Source organism: Phycicoccus jejuensis (assembly GCF_044797865.1).
Classification (GTDB): Bacteria; Actinomycetota; Actinomycetes; order Actinomycetales; family Dermatophilaceae; genus Phycicoccus; species Phycicoccus jejuensis.
The window spans coordinates 2,468,629-2,488,250 of the sequence record NZ_CP085209.1 but is presented as its reverse complement, the minus strand read 5'-3'; the positions used below and the strand labels follow the sequence as shown (position 1 = coordinate 2,488,250).

21 protein-coding genes are annotated in these 19,622 nt (G+C 73.0%); 8 read left to right on the top strand and 13 right to left on the bottom strand.

The window, feature by feature from the left end; translation table 11 throughout:
* Positions 1–3 precede the first annotated feature (3 nt).
* From LG324_RS11780 to LG324_RS11770, 3 genes are read right to left on the bottom strand one after another with little or no spacing between them, the layout of a single operon-like run.
* Positions 4–723 (bottom strand): sulfite exporter TauE/SafE family protein, encoded by a 720-nt coding sequence (locus LG324_RS11780; protein WP_404348075.1) that lies wholly within the window; start codon positions 721–723, stop codon positions 4–6.
* Positions 720–1,496 carry a sulfite exporter TauE/SafE family protein gene (locus LG324_RS11775; protein ID WP_404348073.1) on the bottom strand — a complete coding sequence of 259 codons (777 nt, stop codon included), beginning with the start codon at positions 1,494–1,496 and terminating at the stop codon, positions 720–722. The genes LG324_RS11780 and LG324_RS11775 overlap by 4 nt, the downstream gene beginning before the upstream one ends.
* Positions 1,412–2,674: an MFS transporter gene (locus LG324_RS11770; RefSeq protein ID WP_404348071.1), complete on the bottom strand. Its 1,263-nt coding sequence runs from the start codon at positions 2,672–2,674 to the stop codon at positions 1,412–1,414. The genes LG324_RS11775 and LG324_RS11770 overlap by 85 nt, the downstream gene beginning before the upstream one ends.
* A 111-nt stretch (positions 2,675–2,785) precedes the next feature.
* On the opposite strand from LG324_RS11770, the gene LG324_RS11765 reads away from it, so the two are divergent.
* Complete coding sequence (locus LG324_RS11765; RefSeq protein ID WP_030528441.1) at positions 2,786–3,082, top strand: helix-turn-helix transcriptional regulator; 297 nt, start codon at positions 2,786–2,788, stop codon at positions 3,080–3,082.
* Between the two features lie 42 nt (positions 3,083–3,124).
* Here the strand turns inward: LG324_RS11765 and LG324_RS11760 are convergent, their stop codons facing one another.
* The 5 genes from LG324_RS11760 to glgA all read right to left on the bottom strand — a co-directional run bounded on the left by LG324_RS11760 (position 3,125) and on the right by glgA (position 7,402).
* Positions 3,125–4,315, bottom strand: a complete 1,191-nt coding sequence (locus tag LG324_RS11760; RefSeq protein WP_404348069.1) for an SPFH domain-containing protein — start codon at positions 4,313–4,315, stop codon at positions 3,125–3,127.
* Between the two features lie 39 nt (positions 4,316–4,354).
* A complete protein-coding gene (locus LG324_RS11755) occupies positions 4,355–4,828 on the bottom strand; it encodes an NfeD family protein (RefSeq protein WP_030528439.1) in 474 nt (157 codons plus the stop codon).
* 66 nt (positions 4,829–4,894) lie between these two features.
* On the bottom strand, positions 4,895–5,677 hold the full coding sequence (locus LG324_RS11750) for an ABC transporter ATP-binding protein (RefSeq protein ID WP_030528438.1): 783 nt from the start codon (positions 5,675–5,677) through the stop codon (positions 4,895–4,897).
* Positions 5,678–5,726: 49 nt separating this feature from the next.
* Entirely contained in the window at positions 5,727–6,212 is a 486-nt protein-coding gene (locus LG324_RS11745) for an XdhC family protein (RefSeq protein ID WP_404348066.1), read from the bottom strand.
* Entirely contained in the window at positions 6,209–7,402 is a 1,194-nt protein-coding gene (glgA, locus tag LG324_RS11740) for a glycogen synthase (protein WP_404348064.1), read from the bottom strand. Before glgA ends, LG324_RS11745 begins: the two co-directional genes overlap by 4 nt.
* A 63-nt stretch (positions 7,403–7,465) precedes the next feature.
* On the opposite strand from glgA, the gene glgC reads away from it, so the two are divergent.
* Positions 7,466–8,737: a glucose-1-phosphate adenylyltransferase gene (gene glgC, locus LG324_RS11735; RefSeq protein WP_404348062.1), complete on the top strand. Its 1,272-nt coding sequence runs from the start codon at positions 7,466–7,468 to the stop codon at positions 8,735–8,737.
* Positions 8,734–9,564 carry an LLM class F420-dependent oxidoreductase gene (locus LG324_RS11730; protein ID WP_404348060.1) on the top strand — a complete coding sequence of 277 codons (831 nt, stop codon included), beginning with the start codon at positions 8,734–8,736 and terminating at the stop codon, positions 9,562–9,564. Before glgC ends, LG324_RS11730 begins: the two co-directional genes overlap by 4 nt.
* On the opposite strand, the gene LG324_RS11725 is transcribed toward LG324_RS11730, so the two are convergent.
* A complete protein-coding gene (locus LG324_RS11725; RefSeq protein ID WP_404348058.1) occupies positions 9,554–9,940 on the bottom strand; it encodes a hypothetical protein in 387 nt (128 codons plus the stop codon). The genes LG324_RS11730 and LG324_RS11725 overlap by 11 nt on opposite strands.
* Positions 9,941–9,985: 45 nt before the next feature.
* On the opposite strand from LG324_RS11725, the gene LG324_RS11720 reads away from it, so the two are divergent.
* Both LG324_RS11720 and serB read left to right on the top strand, forming a co-directional pair.
* The gene (locus LG324_RS11720) at positions 9,986–11,248 is read left to right on the top strand and encodes a hypothetical protein (RefSeq protein WP_404348056.1); all 1,263 of its coding nucleotides are present in this window, start codon (positions 9,986–9,988) and stop codon (positions 11,246–11,248) included.
* A 9-nt stretch (positions 11,249–11,257) separates the two neighbouring features.
* Positions 11,258–12,481 carry a phosphoserine phosphatase SerB gene (gene serB / locus LG324_RS11715; protein WP_404348053.1) on the top strand — a complete coding sequence of 408 codons (1,224 nt, stop codon included), beginning with the start codon at positions 11,258–11,260 and terminating at the stop codon, positions 12,479–12,481.
* A 3-nt stretch (positions 12,482–12,484) separates the two neighbouring features.
* Here serB and fabI read toward each other — a convergent pair whose 3' ends face one another.
* Positions 12,485–13,243: an enoyl-ACP reductase FabI gene (gene fabI / locus LG324_RS11710; protein WP_030528430.1), complete on the bottom strand. Its 759-nt coding sequence runs from the start codon at positions 13,241–13,243 to the stop codon at positions 12,485–12,487.
* Between the two features lie 38 nt (positions 13,244–13,281).
* Positions 13,282–13,995, bottom strand: a complete 714-nt coding sequence (gene fabG / locus LG324_RS11705; protein WP_030528429.1) for a beta-ketoacyl-ACP reductase — start codon at positions 13,993–13,995, stop codon at positions 13,282–13,284.
* Between the two features lie 61 nt (positions 13,996–14,056).
* Between fabG and LG324_RS11700 the strand changes: the two genes are divergently transcribed.
* A complete protein-coding gene (locus LG324_RS11700) occupies positions 14,057–14,407 on the top strand; it encodes a DUF3099 domain-containing protein (RefSeq protein WP_404348051.1) in 351 nt (116 codons plus the stop codon).
* A gap of 21 nt (positions 14,408–14,428) precedes the next feature.
* Here LG324_RS11700 and moaA read toward each other — a convergent pair whose 3' ends face one another.
* A complete protein-coding gene (gene moaA / locus LG324_RS11695; RefSeq protein ID WP_404348049.1) occupies positions 14,429–15,430 on the bottom strand; it encodes a GTP 3',8-cyclase MoaA in 1,002 nt (333 codons plus the stop codon).
* Positions 15,431–15,463: 33 nt separating this feature from the next.
* Here moaA and LG324_RS11690 point away from each other — a divergent pair, with 33 nt between their 5' ends.
* Both LG324_RS11690 and LG324_RS11685 read left to right on the top strand, forming a co-directional pair.
* A complete protein-coding gene (locus LG324_RS11690) occupies positions 15,464–16,252 on the top strand; it encodes an SURF1 family protein (RefSeq protein ID WP_404348047.1) in 789 nt (262 codons plus the stop codon).
* Positions 16,253–16,291: 39 nt separating this feature from the next.
* Positions 16,292–17,635, top strand: coding sequence for a DUF2252 domain-containing protein (locus LG324_RS11685; protein ID WP_404348044.1), 1,344 nt, complete (start codon positions 16,292–16,294; stop codon positions 17,633–17,635).
* 13 nt (positions 17,636–17,648) lie between these two features.
* Here LG324_RS11685 and LG324_RS11680 read toward each other — a convergent pair whose 3' ends face one another.
* Entirely contained in the window at positions 17,649–19,550 is a 1,902-nt protein-coding gene (locus tag LG324_RS11680) for an ABC transporter ATP-binding protein (RefSeq protein ID WP_404348041.1), read from the bottom strand.
* Positions 19,551–19,622: the final 72 nt, after the last annotated feature.

Genomic DNA, 19,622 nt, shown 5'->3' with positions numbered 1-19,622 from the left:
AGGCTAGGCCAGGACGGCGCGGGCGATGACGACGAGGCCGGCGACCACGCAGAAGCCGAGCACGAGCCGGCGGAACCGTTCGGGGTCCACCCGCCGGCGGACGGGCACCGCGAGGGCGTAGCCGACCAGCGCGAACGGGATGAGCGCAAGCCCGGCGAGCACCTGGTCGCGGTGGACCTCGCCGCCGAGCGCCAGCCCCGCCACCGCCATCCCGGACCCGACGAGGAAGAAGGCCGCGAGCGTCGAGCGCACACGTTCGGGCCGCTCGTGCTGGAGGACCAGGGCGAGGAAGGGCCCCCCGATCGCGGCGGCGGTGCCCGAGACCCCCGAGACCGCTCCGGCGACGAGCGTGTTCGCGCGCGTCGGGCGCAGGTCGACCGCGCGGACCGACAGGGCGACCGTCACGAGGATGAGCGCGCCGACGAGCGCCGCGATGGCCCGCGGCGAGAACCACGCGGCGACGGCCACCCCGGCCGGTGTCAGGACGGCCCGGGCCACGAGGGCGAGGGCCAGCGGCCCGCGGGCCAGGTCGCGGACGCCGTGCGAGAGCTGGAGGACGGGCAGGGTGATGCTCGGCAGCAGGAGGGCCACCGGCATGAGGTCCGGGGCCAGCAGGACGACGAGCGGGGCGGCGACGACCGACATCCCGAAGCCGACGACCGACTGGACGAGCGCGCCCGCGAGGACCGACAGCCCGAGCGCGACGAGGACGAGCGGCGTCACGGGAAGACGACGAGCTTGACGACGGCCACGACGCCGACGACGACGATGATCGCCCGCAGCACGGGGGCGGGCAGACGGCGCCCGACGGTGGAGCCGACGACGCCGCCGATCGTCGAGCCGACCGCGATGAGGAGGACCACGAGCCAGTCGATCTGGTCCGGGGCGACGAGGACGAAGACGAGCGCCGCGACGAAGTTGACGACCGAGGCGAGCACGTTCTTCAGGCCGTTGATGCGCTGGAGCGGGTCGCTCGAGAGGGCGCCGAGGATGCCGACGAGGATGATGCCCTGCGCCGCACCGAAGTACCCGCCGTAGACGCCGGCGCCGAGGACCCCACCCTGCATGAGCCGGCGGTGCGTGCTCGCGGCCTCGGCCCCTCCCGCCTCGCGCCGCCGTGCCGTCCACGCGTTGAGGCGCGGTCCGGCGACGACGAGGACGAGGCCCAGCACGATGAGCACCGGCACGATCGCGCGGAAGAGGTCGGGGTCGAGGACGAGCAGCAGCACCGCACCGAGGGTGCCGCCGAGGAAGGACATGGGGGCGTAGCGACGCAGCTGCGGACCCATCCCCCGCAGCTCGCGGCGGTACCCGATCGAGCCCGTGACGCTGCCGGGGACGAGGCCGATGTTGTTCGACACGTTCGCCGTGACCGGCAAGATCCCGAGCAGCAGCAGGGTCGGGAAGGTGATCAGCGTGCCGGAGCCGACGATGGTGTTGATGGTGCCGGCGCCGATGCCCGCGAGGACGACGAGCAGGGCTTCTCCGAGGGACACCGGGCCACCCTAGTGCGGAGCTCCACCGCGAGGGCCGCCGCGGCCACGACACCGACGAGCACGGCGTATCCGACTGTCGTGGTGTCGAGCCCGAGTGCAAGGGTGAGTGCACCGGCGACGAGCGCGGGCACCGAGAACGCGAGGTAGCTGACGACGTAGACGGCCGACATCAGGCCGGCGCGCTCGTGCGGCTGCGCGAGCGCGCTGACCGCGCGCAGCGCACCGAGGAAGGCGCTGCCGAACCCGGCCCCGGCGACCACGACCGCCATGACGAGCAGCGGCAGGAGGGTGAGGACGAGGGACGCGACGAAGGCGACGAGCCCGGTGACGAGGGCGATGAGCCCGAAGCGGCGCAGGTCGGCGGCCGGTCGCTCCCGCCCGGCGTACGAGGCCAGCGCGCCGGTCCCGGTGAACGCGCCGAGCACGAGTCCGGCGACGAGGTGCCCCGGCACCGCGAAGCGGGTCGCGAGCACGCTGCCGCTGACCGACAGCATCAGCCCGCCGAGCGACCACGTCGCGGCCATGACGGGCACCGACGTCCTGAAGGTCCCGCGGGCCGTCGCGGGGACGGCGACGACCGGGAGCATCGAGCGGAGCGCGCCCGGGCGACGGGGTGCGGTCTCGGGCAGGAACGGCACCGCGAGCAGCAGGACGACCACGAGCCCGCCGAGCACGGCGTAGACCAGGCGCAGCGGAGCGGGCGCGAGGTCGGCCAGCGCACCGGCGACCACCCCGCCGAGCGCCAGCCCGACGAGGGGCGCCACCCCGTTGACGACGGCGCCGCGCTGGGTCCCGTGGCGCTGCAGGTCGAGGAGGAAGGCACCCATCACGCCCATGGCCGCGCCGGTCGCGAGCCCCTGGACCACCCGGGCGGCGACGAGCGCCGCGGTCCCCTCCGCCCCGAGGAACAGGGCGAGGGCCCCGAGCTCGACGAGCAGGGCGGCGGCGAGGACGGGACGGCGGCCGACGTGGTCCGAGAGCCGCCCGACGAGCAGGAGCGCGGCGAGCAGGGCGAGGACGTAGACGGCGAAGACGACGGTGAGCGTCGCCGGGCCGAAGCCGAAGGCCTCCTCGTAGGCCGGGTACAGCGGGCTCGGCGCGCTCGAGGCCGCGAGGAAGGTGGCCACGGTGGCACCGACGACCACGAAGGCCGGGGCCGGGGTGAGGCGGAGGGACATCGCCGTGCTCCGTTCTGGAATCATCGAACCGTTCGCCTCGTTGAACCTCGTGCCACCGGCCACTATTCCAAGGAAGTCGAACCGTTGTCCCGGCCCTCCTCGCCCCGCCTCATGGACCACCCCGACCTCGCCGCCGTCGAGCTCCCGGTGGTGCTCTTCGCGCTGAGCGACCCGACGCGCCTCGCGCTCGTGCGCGAGCTCGCGACGGAGGGCCCGCGGACCGTCGAGGAGTGCCGCGAGAGCGAGCCGGGCGTGCCGAAGTCGACGTTCTCGCACCACCTGCGCACGCTGCGCGAGGCCGGCGTCGTGCGCAACGAGCCCGCCGGGCGCCACCGGGTCGTCACCCTGCGCCGCGACGAGCTCGACGCGCGCTTCCCCGGCCTGCTCGACGCCGTCGTCCACGACTGAGCGCCCGGACCTCGTCGAGGTCCGGGCGCTCGGTCGCGTCGCTCAGGGCTGGGCCGGAGGTGCCGGCGGGGCCGGCGGCGGCTCGACCGGCGGGGTGGCCGGCGGGGCCATCGGCTCGGTCGCCGGCGGGGCCGCGGGCGCCTCGCGCGGCGGCACCGCGTCGGCGTCCGGACGGATGGGGGGCTGGACGCGCGAGGCCGGCTGGGCGTGCTCCTCGGCCTCCTTGCTCGACTGGGCGGCCTGGCCGCGGGCCCGCTCGAGGGCGGACTTCGGGTCCTCGAGCGTCGTCTCCTCGAAGGCGTTGCCGAGCATCTCGCCCGGGTCGACCCACTCGTCGTCGCCGCCGTCGCCCGAGGGCTTCGTGGCGCCGAGCGCCCCGCCGATGCCGCGCAGCGCGTCGGTCAGCTCGCTCGGGATGATCCACATCTTGTTGGAGTCACCACGGGCGATCTGCGGCAGCACCTGGAGGTACTGGTAGGCGAGCAGCTTCTGGGTCGGCTTGCCACGGTGGATGGCGTCGAACACCTGCTGGATGGCGCGGGCCTGGCCCTGGGCCTCGAGGATGCGGGCCTGCGCCGAGCCCTCGGCCCGCAGGATCTGGCTCTGCTTCTCGCCCTCGGCCGTGAGGATCTGGCTGGCCTTGGTGCCCTCGGCGTTGAGGATGGCCGCGCGGCGGTCGCGCTCGGCCTTCATCTGCTTCTCCATCGACTCCTGGATGGAGGCGGGCGGGTCGATGGCCTTGAGCTCGACGCGGTTGACGCGGATGCCCCACTTGCCGGTCGCCTCGTCGAGGACGCCGCGCAGCTGGCCGTTGATCTGGTCGCGGCTGGTCAGCGTCTGCTCGAGGTCGAGCGAGCCGATGACGTTGCGCAGCGTCGTGACGGTGAGCTGCTCGATGCCGGCGATGAAGTTGGCGATCTCGTAGACCGCGGACTTCGGGTCGATCACCTGGTAGTAGATGACGGTGTCGATCGAGACGACGAGGTTGTCGCTCGTGATGACCGGCTGCGGCGGGAACGAGACGACCTGCTCGCGCTGGTCGATGTTGGCGCGCACGATGTCGACGAACGGCACGAGGAAGTGCAACCCGCCCTCGAGGGTGCGCGAGTAGCGACCGAGGCGCTCGATGATGAGGGCGGTCTGCTGCGGGACGACGCGCACGGTGCGGACGAGCACGATGATCGCGAAGACCGCGAGCAGCAGGATGACGACGAGTGGACCGATTCCGTCCATGGTGGTGCCTTTCCGTCGGTGCCCGGTCGGGGCACGGGGTCAGGTGGTGGGGGTAATCGGGGGTGCGGGCAGCGGGACGACGATCGCGGTCGCGCCGTGGATGGCGATGACCCGGACCTGGTCGCCGGGACCGGCGGGCGCGCCGCCCTCGGCGAGCCGGGCCGACCACGTCTCGCCCGCGAGCTTGACGCGGCCGTCGGTCTCGGTGACGGCCTGCAGGACCCAGGCCTCGCGCCCGACGAGGCCGGCCGCACCGATGTGGTGGTCGGTGACCGCGTCGGTGAACTTGCGCTTGAGCATCGGGCGCACGACGAGCAGGAGCACCATCGCGAAGACGACCGCGACGACGACCTGGAAGAAGAACGGTGCGCCGAGCGCCGCCGCGATCGCCCCGGCGAGCGCGCCGCCGGCGAACATGACGAAGACGAAGTCGACGGTGGCGGCCTCGATGGCCGCGAGCACGAGTGCGACGCCCAGCCATCCGAGCCAGGCGTTGTCGGTCAGCCAGTCCATCGGCCTCCCCTTCCCTCCGGTGTCGTGGCTCGGACGCGCGGTCGGCGCCCTCGGTTCCCTGTCGCCTCAGCGGGCGCGGGCGGCGTAGCGGTCCCCGCGGACCTCGAGCTCGAGCGGCATGCCGAAGGTGCGCTCGAGGTTCTCGGCGGTCAGGGTGATCTCGATCGGGCCCTGCGCGACGACGCGGCCCTCGCGCAGCAGCAGGACGTCGGTGAAGTGCGGCGGGATCTCCTCGACGTGGTGGGTCACGAGGACGAGGGCGGGCGCGGCGAGGTCGGCGGCGATCGCCCCGAGCCGGCGCACGAGGTCCTCGCGGCCGCCGAGGTCGAGGCCGGCGGCAGGCTCGTCGAGGAGCATGAGCTCGGGGTCGGTCATGAGGGCGCGGGCGATCTGCACCCGCTTGCGCTCCCCCTCCGACAGCGTGCCGTACCGCCGCTCGGCGAGGTGGCTCGCGCCCAGGGCGTCGAGGAGCTCGGCGGCGCGCGCCTCGTCCATCCCGTCGTACGCCTCGCGCCACCGGCCGACGACGCCGTAGGAGGCGGTGACGACGACGTCGCGGACCTTCTCGTGCGGCGGGATGCGTTCCGCGAGCGAGGCGCTCGACAGGCCGATGCGCGGCCGGAGCTCGAAGACGTCGACCGCGCCGAGGACCTCCCCGAGGACGCCCGCGACCCCGGTCGTCGGGTGCATCCGGCCGGCGGCGATCTGCAGGAGGGTGGTCTTGCCGGCGCCGTTGGGGCCGAGGACGACCCAGCGCTGGCCCTCCTCCACCTCCCACGACAGGTCGTCGAGGATGGTGGTGTCGCCGCGCACGACGCCGACACCGGCGAGGGCCAGGACGTCGCTCATGCCACCGACCCTAGTTGACGGCGTGCTCCGCGCCGGCCGCGCCGCGCGGTCAGGAGGCCCGCATCGGGGTGCCGGGCCGCCCGTGGCCGTCGGCCACCACCTCCGCGACGACCGAGAGGGCGATCTCACCGGGCGAGCTGCCCCCGATCGAGAGGCCGGCGGGGACGTGCAGGCGGTCCAGCTGCTCGTCGTCGAGGCCCTCGCCGCGCAGCTGCTCGAGCAGGGCGGCCGACCGGTGGCGGCTGGCCATCATCGCGACGTAGGGCACCCCGGCCCGTAGCGCGTCGCCGAGGAGCGGGTAGGCGCCGTCGCCGTCGTGGTTGCACACGACGAGCGCGTCGACGGTCCCGAGCGCGCCGAGGGCGTCCCCGACGGGGGCGGCGTCGAGCAGCGTGGCATCCCACCCCGTGGCCGTGGCGATCGCCACCAGCGACTGCGCGATCCGGTTGTCGAAGACGGCGACCAGGTGCCCGAGGGCGCCCTCGACCGGCGTGGCGCCGCTGCCGAGGACGGGGTCGTGCCGGGTGTCGCTCACGCGCCCACGACCCCGCGGTAGACCTCGAGGGTGCGCTCGGCGATCGTGCCCCACGAGAACGACTGGACGGCCCGGCGCCGGCCGGCGGCGCCGAAGCGGGCCGCGCGGTCGAGGTCGGAGACGGCGTCGGTGAGGGCGGCCGCGAGGTCGGCGACGAAACGGTCCTCGTCGACCGGCGTCCCGGTGCCGTCCTGGACCTGCTCGATCGGCACGAGCCAACCGGTCTCGCCGTCGACGACGACCTCGGGGATGCCGCCGGTCGCCGTCGCGACGACGGGCAGCTCGCACGCCATCGCCTCGAGGTTGACGATGCCGAGCGGCTCGTACACCGACGGGCAGACGAACACCGACGAGGCGCTGAGGACGGCCGTCACCTCGTCGCGCGGGAGCATCTCGCTGATCCACACGACGCCGTCGCGCTCGGCGCGCAGGTCATCGACGAGCCCCTCGACCTCGGTCTTGATCTCCGGGGTGTCCGGCGCGCCGGCGAGGAGCACGAGCTGCACCTCGGGCGGCAGCTGCGCGGCGGCGCGCAGCAGGTAGGGCAGGCCCTTCTGGCGGGTGATCCGGCCGACGAAGACGACGGCCGGGCGGTCGGGGTCGATGCCGTGCCGGCGCACGACGTCCGGGGCGTCGTTCGGCCGCCAGAGCTCGGCGTCGATCCCGTTGTGCACGACGAGGACCTTGGCGGGGTCGACGCTCGGGTAGGAGCGCAGGATGTCCTCGCGCATCCCCCCGCTCACCGCGATGACGGCCGCCGCGCCCTCGTACGCGGTGCGCTCGACCCACGACGAGAGCCGGTAGCCACCGCCGAGCTGCTCGGCCTTCCACGGCCGCATCGGCTCGAGGCTGTGGGCCGACAGCACGTGTGGCACGCCCTCGAGGAGGCCGGCGACGTGCCCGGCGAAGTTGGCGTACCAGGTGTGGGAGTGGACGAGATCGGCTCCGGCACAGGCGGCGGCCATCGTCAGGTCCACCCCGAGGGTGCTGAGGGCGGCGTTGGTGCCCTCGAGCTCCGGCAGGTCGGGGTGGCTCGTCGTCCCCTCCTCGTCCCTCGGGCCCCCGAAGGCGTGGACGCGCACGTCGGTGTCGTCCCGTTCCCGCAGGGCCCGGGTCAGCTCGGCGACGTGCACCCCCGCTCCCCCGTAGATCGACGGCGGGTACTCCTTGGTCAGGATGTCGATGCGCACGGTTTTCACCGTAGTGGCGAACGGGGGCTGCCGACGAGGCCGATCACCCCATAGGTTGGTCGCATGGCGTACCGCAGCGGAGGTCCCAAGGTCCTGGCCATCGTCCTCGCGGGTGGGGAGGGCAAGCGGCTGATGCCGCTGACGCGCGACCGCGCCAAGCCCGCCGTGCCGTTCGGGGGCATCTACCGGCTCATCGACTTCGCGCTGTCGAACGTCGTCAACTCCGGCTACCTCAAGGTCGTCGTGCTGACGCAGTACAAGTCGCACAGCCTCGACCGGCACGTGACCAAGACGTGGCGGATGAGCACGATGCTGGGCAACTACGTCGCCCCGATCCCCGCGCAGCAGCGCATCGGCAAGTCCTGGTACCTCGGCAGCGCCGACGCGATCTTCCAGAGCCTCAACACGATCACCGACGAGAAGCCCGACATCGTCGTGGTCGTCGGCGCGGACCACGTGTACCGGATGGACTTCTCGCAGATGGTCGACCAGCACGTCGCGAGCGGCGCCGGCGTCACCGTCGCCGCGATCCGCCAGCCGAAGGCCGACGCCGACCAGTTCGGCGTCATCGACGTCGAGCCCGACGACCCGACCCGCATCCGCGCGTTCCTCGAGAAGCCGAAGGACCCCCAAGGCCTGCCGGACTCCCCGGACGAGGTGCTCGCGAGCATGGGCAACTACGTCTTCACCGCCGACGCGCTCATCGACGCCGTGACCAAGGACTCGACGACCGAGGGCAGCAAGCACGACATGGGCGGCGACATCGTCCCGGCCCTCGTCGCGCAGGGCGCCGCGTCGGTCTACGACTTCAAGAACAACGTCGTCCCCGGCGGCACCGAGCGCGACATGGGCTACTGGCGCGACGTCGGGACGATGGACTCCTACTACGAGGCGCACATGGACCTCGTGTCGATCCACCCGGTCTTCAACCTCTACAACTACGACTGGCCGATCTACACGACCTACGGCCCGTTCCCGCCGGCCAAGTTCGTCCACGGTGCGCACGGCCGGTTCGGCGAGGCGCTCAACTCGGCCGTCTCCCCCGGCGTCGTCATCTCCGGCGCGCGCGTCATCGGCTCGGTCGTCTCCCCCGACGTCCACGTGCACAGCTACACCGAGGTCGAGGACAGCGTCCTGCTCGACGGCGTGCAGATCGGGCGCAACTGCACGATCCGCCGCGCGATCATCGACAAGAACGTCACGGTGCCCGAGGGGACGACGATCGGTGTCGACCGCGAGGCCGACCTGGCCCGCGGGTTCACCGTCACCGACTCCGGCATCACGGTCGTCGGCAAGGGCCAGGAGATCAGCGCCCGGCCGGTGGAGGGCGCGTGAGCGGCACCGCCCGGCCGGTCCGTATCGGCGCGCAGCTCCAGCCCCAGCACGCGAGCTACGCCGAGATCCGCCGCACCTGCGCGCGGCTCGAGGAGGCGGGCGTCGACGTGATCTTCAACTGGGACCACTTCTTCCCGCTCTACGGCGAGCCCGACGGCGCCCACTTCGAGTGCTGGACGATGCTCGCGGCGTGGGCCGAGGCCACGGAGCGCGTCGAGATCGGCGCCCTCGTCACGTGCAACAGCTACCGCAACCCGCAGCTGCTCGCCGACATGGCGCGCACCGTCGACCACGTCAGCGCCCGCGACGGCGCCGAGGGTCGCCTGATCCTCGGCATCGGGTCGGGATGGTTCGAGCGCGACTACACCGAGTACGGCTATGAGTTCGGGACGGCGGGAGGCCGGCTCGACGCGCTGGCCCGCGACCTGCCGCTCATCGAGGAGCGGTGGTCGAAGCTCAACCCCGCGCCGACGCGCAAGATCCCCGTCCTCATCGGTGGTGGGGGCGAGCGCAAGACGCTGCGCATCGTCGCCGAGCACGCCGACATCTGGCACGGCTTCGGCGACCCGGAGACGGTGGCGCACAAGCACTCCGTCCTCGACGAGTGGTGCGCCAAGGTCGGGCGCGACCCCGCCGAGATCGAGCGCTCGGCAGGCGTCTCGCCCAAGCCGGGGCGTCTGCCCGAGGACGTCGACGACTACGCCGCCGGGGCCCAGGCCCTGCACGACGTCGGCACGCGGCTGTTCACGGTCGGGCTCAACGGCCCCGACCACGACCTCGGTCCGGTCCGCGACCTGATCGCCTGGCGGGACTCCCTCACCGGCTGACCCGGCGGGCGAGCACGTCGAGCACCGTGCCGACGCGCCGGCTCCGGTCTCCCCCGACCTCGAGGACGGTCGTGCTCGCGGGGAGGAGCTCGTCGTCGTCGAGCAGGTCGAGCAGCGCGGTGTCGGCGGCCTCGCGCAGCGCTGCGTCCTCCTCGTCCGGCACGGACACGCCGATGGTACCCGCGAGCGGGAGGACGACGAGCAGGTCGACGTGCGCGTGCGCCCGAGCGGTCAGCGACCGCAGCGCGCGCGCCGAGCCCGCCGTGACGCCGGGCCGGCCCGGCGCGTCGAGCGCCTCGAGGTAGGCGAGCAGGTCCAGCGGCCCGCGCTCGGCGGCTGACCTCGCCCGTCGACCAACACACGACGCCCTTGCCACGTCCCGTCCGCTGCGAGACCATGTGGCCCGAGAGGGGGGGCTGGGATGGGAGCACCGGATCTCGCGATCCCCATGGGGGTCCTCATCACGGCGGCGGCGTTCGTCGCCGGCGCCTTCGGGTCGCGCGCCGAGACGGTGCTGGCGCGCTTGCCGAGCGATCTCGCCCGGACGCTGGACTGGACCCGTGACGAGCGAGACCCCGATCCTCCGGTCGGGAGGCTGGGGGTGTCCGGGGTGCGGATCGTCGCCTGCACGCTCTTCGTCGCCAATCTCGTGCTCGGCGCTTCGGGACTCGTCGACGACGCGGACGCCTGGGAGGTCGGGGTCGTCGGCGTCCACCTCGTGACACACGCCGTCGTGCTGTGGTGGACCCTCCGCGAGTGCTCCGAGGCCGCGGTTCGCTACCGGTCGACGCGCCAGACATCCGCCGCATGGGTGATGTTCGAGGCACTGGGCTTCGACGTCCCTCCCCGTGACACGCCCGGACGGCGCGGCGTCGTGCGGCAGCACCTAGCCATGGTCCAGCTCGCGGTCGACACCGTTCCGAGCGACGTGCCCGACGGTGCGTTCCGCAGGCAGCTGGCAGAGGCACACCTCGCGTACGCCGAGGTGCTGCTGGACGAGGGGCACGCCGCCGAGGCCCTGACCGAGATCGACCATGCTGACGCACAGCCCTGGTCGCCGGAATGGCTTGAACGGACAGGCGAGCACGAGACCGCCGACTGGATGGCCACGGGCTCACAGTCCCGACGGTTGCTGATGCGGGCCCGGGCACATCGGCTGCTGGGAGAGCGCTCGGCCGAGCTCGACAAGAGGCTGGCCGCCGCTCGCCTGGGGGGTCTTGCGACGATCGACGGCGACGCAGTCGTCGAGGCCGCCGTCTCCGCCGGACGCGTTCGAGAGCTGGCGGACACGATCCGGCGTGGAACGGACGAGGAAGTCGACTGGATCGGCGACCTCGCCAGGGCGTTGTGGCTGGCGTGCGAGTCCGAGATTCCGTCGGCTTTCGAGCCGCCGGATCCCCGACTGACCCTCGACGATTTGCGGCTCCTCGAGGTGGCGAGTCCGTTCGGGGGTCAGTATGCCGAGAGGTTGGTCGACGCTCTGCTGCGTGGTGCTAGGGCGGAGCCGGATCCTGCGCTGGCGGCGACGATGCTGGCCGAGGCCTCGGCCGTCGTCGACCACAGGCTGGCGACCGACGGCGACGACCCGCGGTGGGCCGAGCTGCACCAACTGCTCACCACCATGACGCTGGAAGGTCCTTCCAGTGACCGGTCCGGGGGCCAGCATCCGACCATCCCCGGCTAGCCTGCCGGTGTGCCCTCCCCCGAGACGCCGCCCCTCCCGCCGCAGCCCGACCCCGAGGCGCGCACGCTCCTCGTCTCGCTGAGCGGGCCGGACCGACCGGGCGTCACGAGCGCCGTCTTCGCGGCGGCCGCGACCGTCGGCGGTGACGTCCTCGACCTCGAGCAGGTCGTCGTCCGCGGGCACCTCGCCCTGTCGGTGCTCCTCGCACCCGGGCCGGACGAGAACGTCCTCACCGACCGCATCACCCGGGCCGGCGAGGAGATGGGGATGCACGTCCAGCTCGTGGCCGGGCGCGGCGACAACGCCCGCCGGCGCACCGGCCGGGCCGCGGTCGTCGCGATGGCCCGTCCGCTCGAGACGCGTCACGTCGCGGCCGTCGCCCGGGCGGTCGCCGCGCACGGCGCGAACATCGACCGCATCCGGCGCCTGTCGCGCTGGCCGGTGACGACGGTCGAGCTCGACGTCTCCGGTGCCGATGTCGACCGGCTGCGCCGCGACCTCGCCCTCGTCTCGGCGAGCACCGGCTGCGACATCGCGGTGGCGCCGGCCGGCCTGGCCCGGCGCGGGGGCCGGCTCGTCGTCATGGACGTCGACTCCACGCTCATCCAGGACGAGGTCATCGAGCTCATCGCCGAGCACGCCGGCACCGCCGAGGAGGTCGCGGCGGTCACCGAGCGCGCGATGCGCGGCGAGCTCGACTTCGCCGAGAGCCTCCACGCCCGCGTCGCGACGCTCGCCGGGTTGCCGGTCTCCGTCCTCGACGAGGTGCGGGCCTCCGTCCGGCTGACCCCCGGTGCCCGCACGCTCGTGCGCACCCTCAAGTCGCTCGGCTTCACCGTCGCGCTCGTCTCGGGCGGGTTCGCCGAGGTCGTCGAGCCGATCGGGGTCGAGCTCGGCGTCGACCACGTCCGCGCCAACCGGCTCGAGGTGCTCGACGGCCGGCTGACCGGTCGCGTCACCGGCGCGGTCGTCGACCGGCCGGGCAAGGCGGCCGCGCTGCGCGAGTTCGCCGCCCTCGAGGGGCTGCCGCTCACGCGGACGGTCGCCATCGGAGACGGGGCCAACGACCTCGACATGCTCGGCGTGGCCGGTCTCGGGGTCGCGTTCAACGCCAAGCCGGTCGTGCGCGAGCAGGCGGACACGTCGGTCAACGTGCCCTACCTCGACACCGTCCTGTTCCTCCTCGGCGTCAGCCGCGAGGAGATCGAGGACGCCGAGACCGCGGAGGCCTGACCCTCAGGCCCCGATGGCGTGGTAGCCGCCGTCGACGTGGATCATCTCGCCGGTCGTCGCCGGGAACCAGTCCGACAGCAGCGAGACGCACGCCCGGGCCGTGGGCACCGCGTCGTTGACGTCCCAGCCGAGCGGCGCGCGCGTGCCCCACGCCTCCTCGAACTGCTCGAAGCCGGGGATGGACTTGGCCGCGGTCGTGCGGATCGGGCCGGCGGCGACGATGTTGCAGCGCACGCCCTTCGGGCCGAGGTCGCGGGCGAGGTAGCGGTTGGTGGACTCGAAGGCGGCCTTGGCCACGCCCATCCAGTCGTAGACCGGCCACGCGAAGCGGGCGTCGAAGGTGAGGCCGACGACGCTGCCACCGTCGGGCATGAGCGGCAGCGAGGCCTTGGCGAGGGCGGCGAGCGAGTACGCCGAGACGTGCACCGCCGTCGAGACGTCCTCCCACGAGGCCTCGAGGAAGTTGAAGGCGCCCTGGGGGGCGAAGCCGATCGAGTGCAGGACGCCGTCGAGGTGCGGCACGTGCTCGCGGACCCGGTCGGGCAGCGCCGCGAGGTCCTCCTCGCTCGTCACGTCGAGCTCGATGACCGGCGGGGTCTGCGGCAGGCGCCGCGCGATGGCCGTCGTGATCTTCGTCGTGCGGCCGAAGGAGGTGAGGACGACCTCCGCCCCCTGCTCCTGGGCGATCTTCGCGACGTGGAAGGCGATCGAGGAGTCCATGAGGACTCCGGTGATGAGGAGCTTCTTGCCCTCGAGCAGCATGGCTGGCCTTTCGGTGGTGGGTCGGGGGACGGTCGCGGTCAGTGGCCCATGCCGAGGCCGCCGTCGACCGGGACGACGGCGCCGGAGACGTAGGCCGCCTCCGGCGAGGCGAGGAAGCGCACGACACCGGCGACCTCGTCGGTCGTCGCGAAGCGGCCGGCCGGGATCGCCGCCTTGTAGGTCTTCTGGGTCTCCTCGGGCAGCGCCGCGGTCATGTCGGTCTCGATGAAGCCGGGCGCGACGACGTTCGCCGTGATGCCGCGGCCGCCGAGCTCGCGCGTCACCGAGCGGGCCAGGCCGACGAGGCCGGCCTTGCTCGCGGCGTAGTTGGCCTGCCCGGGGCCGCCGTAGAGGCCGACGACGCTCGAGATGAGGATGATGCGGCCGCGGCGCAGGCGGATCATCCCCTTGCTCGCGCGGCGCACGCACCGGAAGGCGCCGGTGAGGTTGGTCTCGAGGACGCTGTCGAAGTCCTCGTCGCTCATCCGCATGAGCAGGCCGTCCTTGGTGATGCCGGCGTTGGCCACGAGCACCTCGACCGGACCGCCGAGCTTCTCCTCGGCCTCGGTGAACGCGGCGTCGACGGACGCGCTGTCGGTGACGTCGCAGATGACGCCCTCTAGGCCCTCCGGCGGCTCCCCGCTGCGGTGGGTGACGACGACGCGGTCGCCGGCCTGCGCGAAGGAGCGGGCGATGGCCAGCCCGATGCCGCGGTTGCCGCCGGTGACGAGGACGGTGCGGGGGTCGCTCATGCTGTCGAACCTAGTGGACTACCCAGCGGTAGCCGGACAGCCGCGGACGTATGGTGGACGGGTGCCCACGACCCGCCACCGCCACCCCGACGCCCAGTCGGTGACGACGGCGGCGGACTCCCGCGAGGCCGACCAGCGTCACCGGATGAAGCAGTACCTCGTGACGATGACGATCCGCACCGTCTGCTTCGTGCTCACCATCGTCATCGATGACTGGTACCGCTGGATCTTCGCCGCCGCGGCGGTGTTCCTGCCCTTCATCGCGGTCGTCGCCGTCAACTCGGTCGCCCCGCGCGTGCGCGGCCGGCGCACGCCGGTCACGCCGAGCGTCGACCCGACCCCGCGCCTGACCGACCACGCGTACACGCACGTGCCGAGCACCGTGCGCCACGAGGACGAGCCCCGCGGCTGACGCCGTCGCGGTCGCGCCGGTTCAGCCGCCGATCGCCGACATCGGGCGGTCGGGCTGCTCGAAGTCCGGGCGGTCGATGCCGTGCCCGGGCTTCTTGGCCCACATCTCGCCGATGACGAGGTCGGCGAGCTCGGTGTCCGACGCGCCCTCGCGCATCGGGCCGCGCAGGTCGATCTCGGAGCGGGAGAAGAGGCAGTTGCGCAGCTGGCCGTCGGCCGTCAGCCGCACCCGGTCGCAGGCGGCGCAGAACGGCGCGGACACGCTGGCGATGACGCCGACGGTCTGCGGTCCGCCGTCGACGAGGAAGCGCTCGGCCGGGGCGCTGCCGCGCTCCTGGACGGGGGTGAGCCGGAACCGCTCCCCGAGCCGCTCGAGGATCTCGGCCTGCGACACCATCTGCGAGCGGTCCCAGGCGTGCTGGGCGTCCAGCGGCATCTGCTCGATGAAGCGCAGCTCGTAGCCGCGGTCGAGGCACCAGCCGAGGAGGTCGGCGACACCCTCGTCGTTGAACCCGCGCATCGCGACCGCGTTGACCTTGACCGGGGTGAGCCCGGCGTCGGCGGCGGCCTTGAGCCCGGCCTCGACGTCCTCGAGCCGGTCGCGACGGGTGAGGTCGCGGAAGCGCTGGGCGTCGATGGTGTCGAGGCTGACGTTGACGCGGTCCAGCCCGGCGGCCGCGAGCGGCGCGGCGAGCCGGTCCAGGCCGATGCCGTTGGTCGTCATGGCGATCCGGGGGCGCGGCTCGAGCGCCGCGATGCTGGCGACGACGTGGACGAGGCTGCGCCGCAGCATCGGCTCGCCGCCGGTCAGGCGGACGTTGGTGACACCGAGGCCGACCATGATGCGCACGAGCCGGACGAGCTCGTCGTCGGTGAGCATCTCGGGCTTGGGGAGCCAGTCGAGGCCCTCGGCGGGCATGCAGTAGGTGCAGCGCAGGTTGCAGCGGTCGGTGACCGACACGCGCAGGTCTCGCCCGACGCGGCCGAAGCGGTCGAGGAGGCGGGGCTCTGGGAGGTCGGTCATAGGAGTCCACAGTACGTCGCGTAGCGTGAAGAGGTGCTGCGTCGGCTCCTGACACCTCGATGGCTGGGCGCGCTCGTCCTCTCGGCCCTCTTCGCGGTGGCCGCCTACCACCTCGGCTGGTGGCAGTACCACCGGCACGAGGCGAAGGTGGAGCGCAACGACCGGCTGGACCGGCACTACCGCGCCACGCCCGTGCCCGTCGGCGAGGCCATCACCGCCGACGGCGTCAGCACGGACGCCGAGTGGACGCGCGTGACGATGACCGGCAGCTACGCCGCGGGTCCGGTGTTCGTCCGTGGCCGCCCCAACGACGGTGCGGTCGGCTACGAGGTCCTGTGGGCCTTCCGCCCGGACGACGGCGGCACCGACGTCCTCGTCGACCGCGGCTGGGTGCGCGTCTCGGACCAGGGCGCCAGCGTCCTGCCGACCGTGCCGCCGGCTCCCTCCGGCGAGACGACGGTCGTCGGCTGGGCCCGCCCCGGCGAGCAGTCGGCCGACAAGCCACCGGCGGCCGGGCAGATCGCCAACCTCTCGGTGCCGGACGCATCGCGCGCCCTCGGCACGACGCTGCTGCCGGGGTACGTGCTGCTGGAGTCCGAGCGCACGGCCGACGGCGCGACGCCGCCCCGCCCCGCGCCCCTGCTGCCGCCCGACCGCAGCCTCGGCCCGCACCTCGCCTACGCCTACCAGTGGTGGATGACGACGGTCCTCGGGTTCGTCCTCGTCGGCTTCGGCATCCGGCGCGAGGAACGGCTCGCGCACCCCGAGAAGTACCCGCCCAAGCCCAAGAAGGTTCGCATCTGGGACGAGGAGGACGCCTGAGGCCGGTCCAGCGCGGCGGGCGGCGTGCGAGAGTGCCGCATGACCACGACGCCGGAGCAGCGCACCGACCTCATCGTCACGACCCTCCTCGAGGCCTTCGAGCCGCTCATGCGCGCGGACCCGCACGGGTTCCGGACAAAGTTCCGCAAGATGGCGCGCGACCCGTTCGCCTTCTACCGCGGCACGGCCTGCCTGTTCTACGCCGACGTCGGTGAGGGTGGGCTGTTCGGTGGCTTCGACGAGCGCTGGGTCGACGACGACGGCGCCCGGGTCTGGATCCAGGGCGACCTGCACGCCGAGAACTTCGGGACCTACCTCGACGCCGACGGCCGGCTCGTCTTCGACGTCAACGACTTCGACGAGGCCTACCTCGGGCACTGGACGTGGGACCTCGCGCGCTTCTGCGCCAGCCTGTCGCTGATGTGCTGGCAGAAGGCGCTGCCCGACGACGTCATCGACGACCTCGTCGGCCTCTACGTCCGCGCCTACGTCGACCAGGTCGCGCACTACCGGCAGGTCGACGACGACACCGAGTGGGCCCTCACCCTCGACACCGCCGAGGGTGCGGTCCTCGACGCCCTCCGGGCGGCGAAGATGTCGACCCGTTTCGCGATGCTCGAGTCGATGACCGTCGTCGACGACTACCGCCGCTCCTTCGCCGAGAGGAGCGGCGTGCGTCGGCTCGAGGCCGACGAGGAGGAGCGGGTGCGGGCGGCGTTCGCCCGCTACCGGGAGACCCTGCCCGAGCGGCACCGCGGCACCGTCACGTTCGACGTCCTCGACGTCGTCGGACGCTCCGGCTTCGGCATCGGCAGCGCCGGCCTGCCCGCCTACAGCCTGCTCGTCGAGGGGTTCACCCAGGCTCTGGACAACGACGTGGTGCTCTCGATGAAGCAGGGGAACGTCGCCGCACCGAGCCGGGTCGTCGACGACGAGCGCGGCGCGACCTACTTCGACCACCACGGCCACCGGACGGCGGTCTCGCAGCGGGCGCTGCAGGCGCACGCCGACCGGTTCCTCGGCTGGACCTCGCTCGAGACCGACGGACGCGAGGTCGGGTACGTGGTCAGCGAGGTCTCCCCGTACGAGGCGGACCTGTCCTGGGACGACGTCTCGGAGCCGGAGGACCTCGAGGTGCTCCTCCCCCAGCTGGGACGGGCGACCGCGAAGATCCACTGCGTCGCCGACTCCGAGTCCGACCAGGACCTCGTCCGGGTCAGCGTCGAGGAGGTCGTCGGGCGAGCCGTCGGCGACGACACCGACGCGCTCGTCGCGACGATGGTCGAGTTCGCCCGGGCGTACTCGACGCGCGCCACCGAGGACTACCGGCTCTTCGTCGACGCCTTCCGCGGCGGCGCGTTCGAGCACGTCGCCCCGGCCTGACACCGGTGCGGGCTCAGGCGGGGTGGGACTCCGTCGGGGTGTCGAGGACCTCGCCGAGCTCGTCGTCGAACTGTGTGCGGTAGAGCTCGGCGTAGAGGCCGTCCGCCGCGACGAGCTCGGCGTGGGTGCCGCGCTCGACGATGCGGCCGTCGTCGACGACGAGGATCTGGTCGGCGTGCCGGACGGTCGAGAGGCGGTGCGCGATGACGAGCGCCGAGCGGTCGCGCAGGGCCTCGTCGAGGGCCCGCTGGAGCGCCTGCTCGGACTCGCTGTCGAGGTGGGCCGTCGCCTCGTCGAGGACGATGAGGCCGGGCCCCTTGAGCAGCAGGCGGGCGATGGCCAGGCGCTGCTTCTCGCCGCCGGAGAGGCGGTGGCCGCGGTCGCCGACGACGGTGTCGAGGCCGGCCGGCAGGGAGTCGACGAGCGTCCACACCTGGGCGGCGCGCAGCGCGGCGACCATCTGCTCCTCGGTGGCGCCCGGCGCGGCGTACTCGAGGTTGGCGCGGATGGTGTCGTGGAAGAGGTGCGCGTCCTGGGTGACGACGCCGACCGCGTCGTGGAGCGACTCGCCGGACGCCTCGCGCAGGTCGACGCCGTTGATGCGCACCGAGCCGGCGGTCGGGTCGTACAGCCGCGCCACGAGCGAGGTGATCGTCGTCTTGCCGGCACCGCTCGGCCCGACGAGCGCGACGAGGGTGCCGGGCTCGACGGTGAAGGACACGTCGCGCAGGACCGGCCCGCTGCCCCGGCGGTCGCCCGTCGCCGTGCTCTCCAGCGACGCGAGCGAGACCTCGTCGGCGGACGGGTAGGCGAAGCCGACGTTCTCGACGTCGACCCGCACCGGGCCCGCGGGGACCGGTCGCGCGTCCGGGGCGTCGGCGACGAGCGGCTCGAGGTCGAGCACCTCGAAGACCCGCTCGAAGGACACGAGGGCGGTCATGATGTCGACGCGGACGTTGGAGATGGCGGTGAGCGGCCCGTAGAGGCGGGCGAGCAGCGCGGTGAGGGCGATGAGCGTGCCGACGGTCAACGAGCCGCCGACGGCCATGACACCGCCGACCCCGTAGACCATCGCCGTCGCGAGCGAGGCGACGAGGGTGAGCGCGACGAAGAAGACCGACCGGTTGACGGCGATCTTCACACCGATGTCGCGCACCCGGGCGGCGCGGACGGCGTACTCGTCGTCCTCGACCGCGGGGCGGCCGAAGAGCTTGACGAGCAGCGCGCCGGCGACGTTGAAGCGCTCCGTCATCCGCGTCCCGAGGTCGGCGTTCTGCACCATCTGCTCGTGCGCGAGGCTCGCGAGCCGCCGGCCCATGAAGCGTGCCGGCAGGAGGAAGAAGGGGACGAGCAGCAGGGCGGCGAGGGTCAGCTGCCAGGACAGCAGCGCCATCGCCCCGACGATGAGGACGAGCGTGATCGCGTTGCTCACGACGCTCGAGAGCACGGAGGTGAACGCCTGCTGGGCGCCGATGACGTCGTTGCCGAGGCGGGTGACGAGGGCACCGGTCTGCGCACGGCTGAAGAAGGCGACCGGCTGGCGCAGGACGTGCGAGAAGACCTGGGTGCGCAGGTCGTAGATGAGGCCCTCGCCGATCCGCGCGGAGAACCATCGCTCGACGAGGGTCAGCACCCCGCCGACAAGGGCGATGAGCGCGACGAACAACGAGAGGCGCACGACGACGCCGGAGTCCTTGGGGTAGATGCCGTCGTCGATGATCGCCTTGAGCAGCAGCGGCGTGGCGACGACGAGGGCGGACTCGACGACGACGAGCCCGAGGAACCACGCGATGGCCTTCTTGTACGGGCGGGCGTAGCCGAAGACCCGGCGCGTCGTGCCGGGCGCCAGGCGGCGCTCCTTGACGCTGGAGTCGCGGCTCAGGCTGTGGAGGGCCTGCCAGCCCGTCATGCTCATCGGTGTCGGTCTCCTCGGTGTCGCTGCTCGCCAGTCAACCACCGCGCGCCGACACGTGTTCCCCCGACGGTG

Coding starts and splice junctions, on each gene's coding strand:
- LG324_RS11755 (WP_030528439.1), bottom strand. CDS start 4,828: ATGGACTGGCTGACCGACAACGCCTGGCTCGGATGGCTGGGCGTCGCA.
- glgC (WP_404348062.1), top strand. CDS start 7,466: ATGGCGTACCGCAGCGGAGGTCCCAAGGTCCTGGCCATCGTCCTCGCG.
- fabI (WP_030528430.1), bottom strand. CDS start 13,243: ATGCTGCTCGAGGGCAAGAAGCTCCTCATCACCGGAGTCCTCATGGAC.
- LG324_RS11685 (WP_404348044.1), top strand. CDS start 16,292: ATGACCACGACGCCGGAGCAGCGCACCGACCTCATCGTCACGACCCTC.
- moaA (WP_404348049.1), bottom strand. CDS start 15,430: ATGACCGACCTCCCAGAGCCCCGCCTCCTCGACCGCTTCGGCCGCGTC.
- LG324_RS11770 (WP_404348071.1), bottom strand. CDS start 2,674: ATGTCCCTCCGCCTCACCCCGGCCCCGGCCTTCGTGGTCGTCGGTGCC.
- LG324_RS11750 (WP_030528438.1), bottom strand. CDS start 5,677: ATGAGCGACGTCCTGGCCCTCGCCGGTGTCGGCGTCGTGCGCGGCGAC.
- LG324_RS11720 (WP_404348056.1), top strand. CDS start 9,986: ATGGGAGCACCGGATCTCGCGATCCCCATGGGGGTCCTCATCACGGCG.
- fabG (WP_030528429.1), bottom strand. CDS start 13,995: ATGAGCGACCCCCGCACCGTCCTCGTCACCGGCGGCAACCGCGGCATC.
- LG324_RS11680 (WP_404348041.1), bottom strand. CDS start 19,550: ATGAGCATGACGGGCTGGCAGGCCCTCCACAGCCTGAGCCGCGACTCC.
- LG324_RS11765 (WP_030528441.1), top strand. CDS start 2,786: ATGGACCACCCCGACCTCGCCGCCGTCGAGCTCCCGGTGGTGCTCTTC.
- LG324_RS11760 (WP_404348069.1), bottom strand. CDS start 4,315: ATGGACGGAATCGGTCCACTCGTCGTCATCCTGCTGCTCGCGGTCTTC.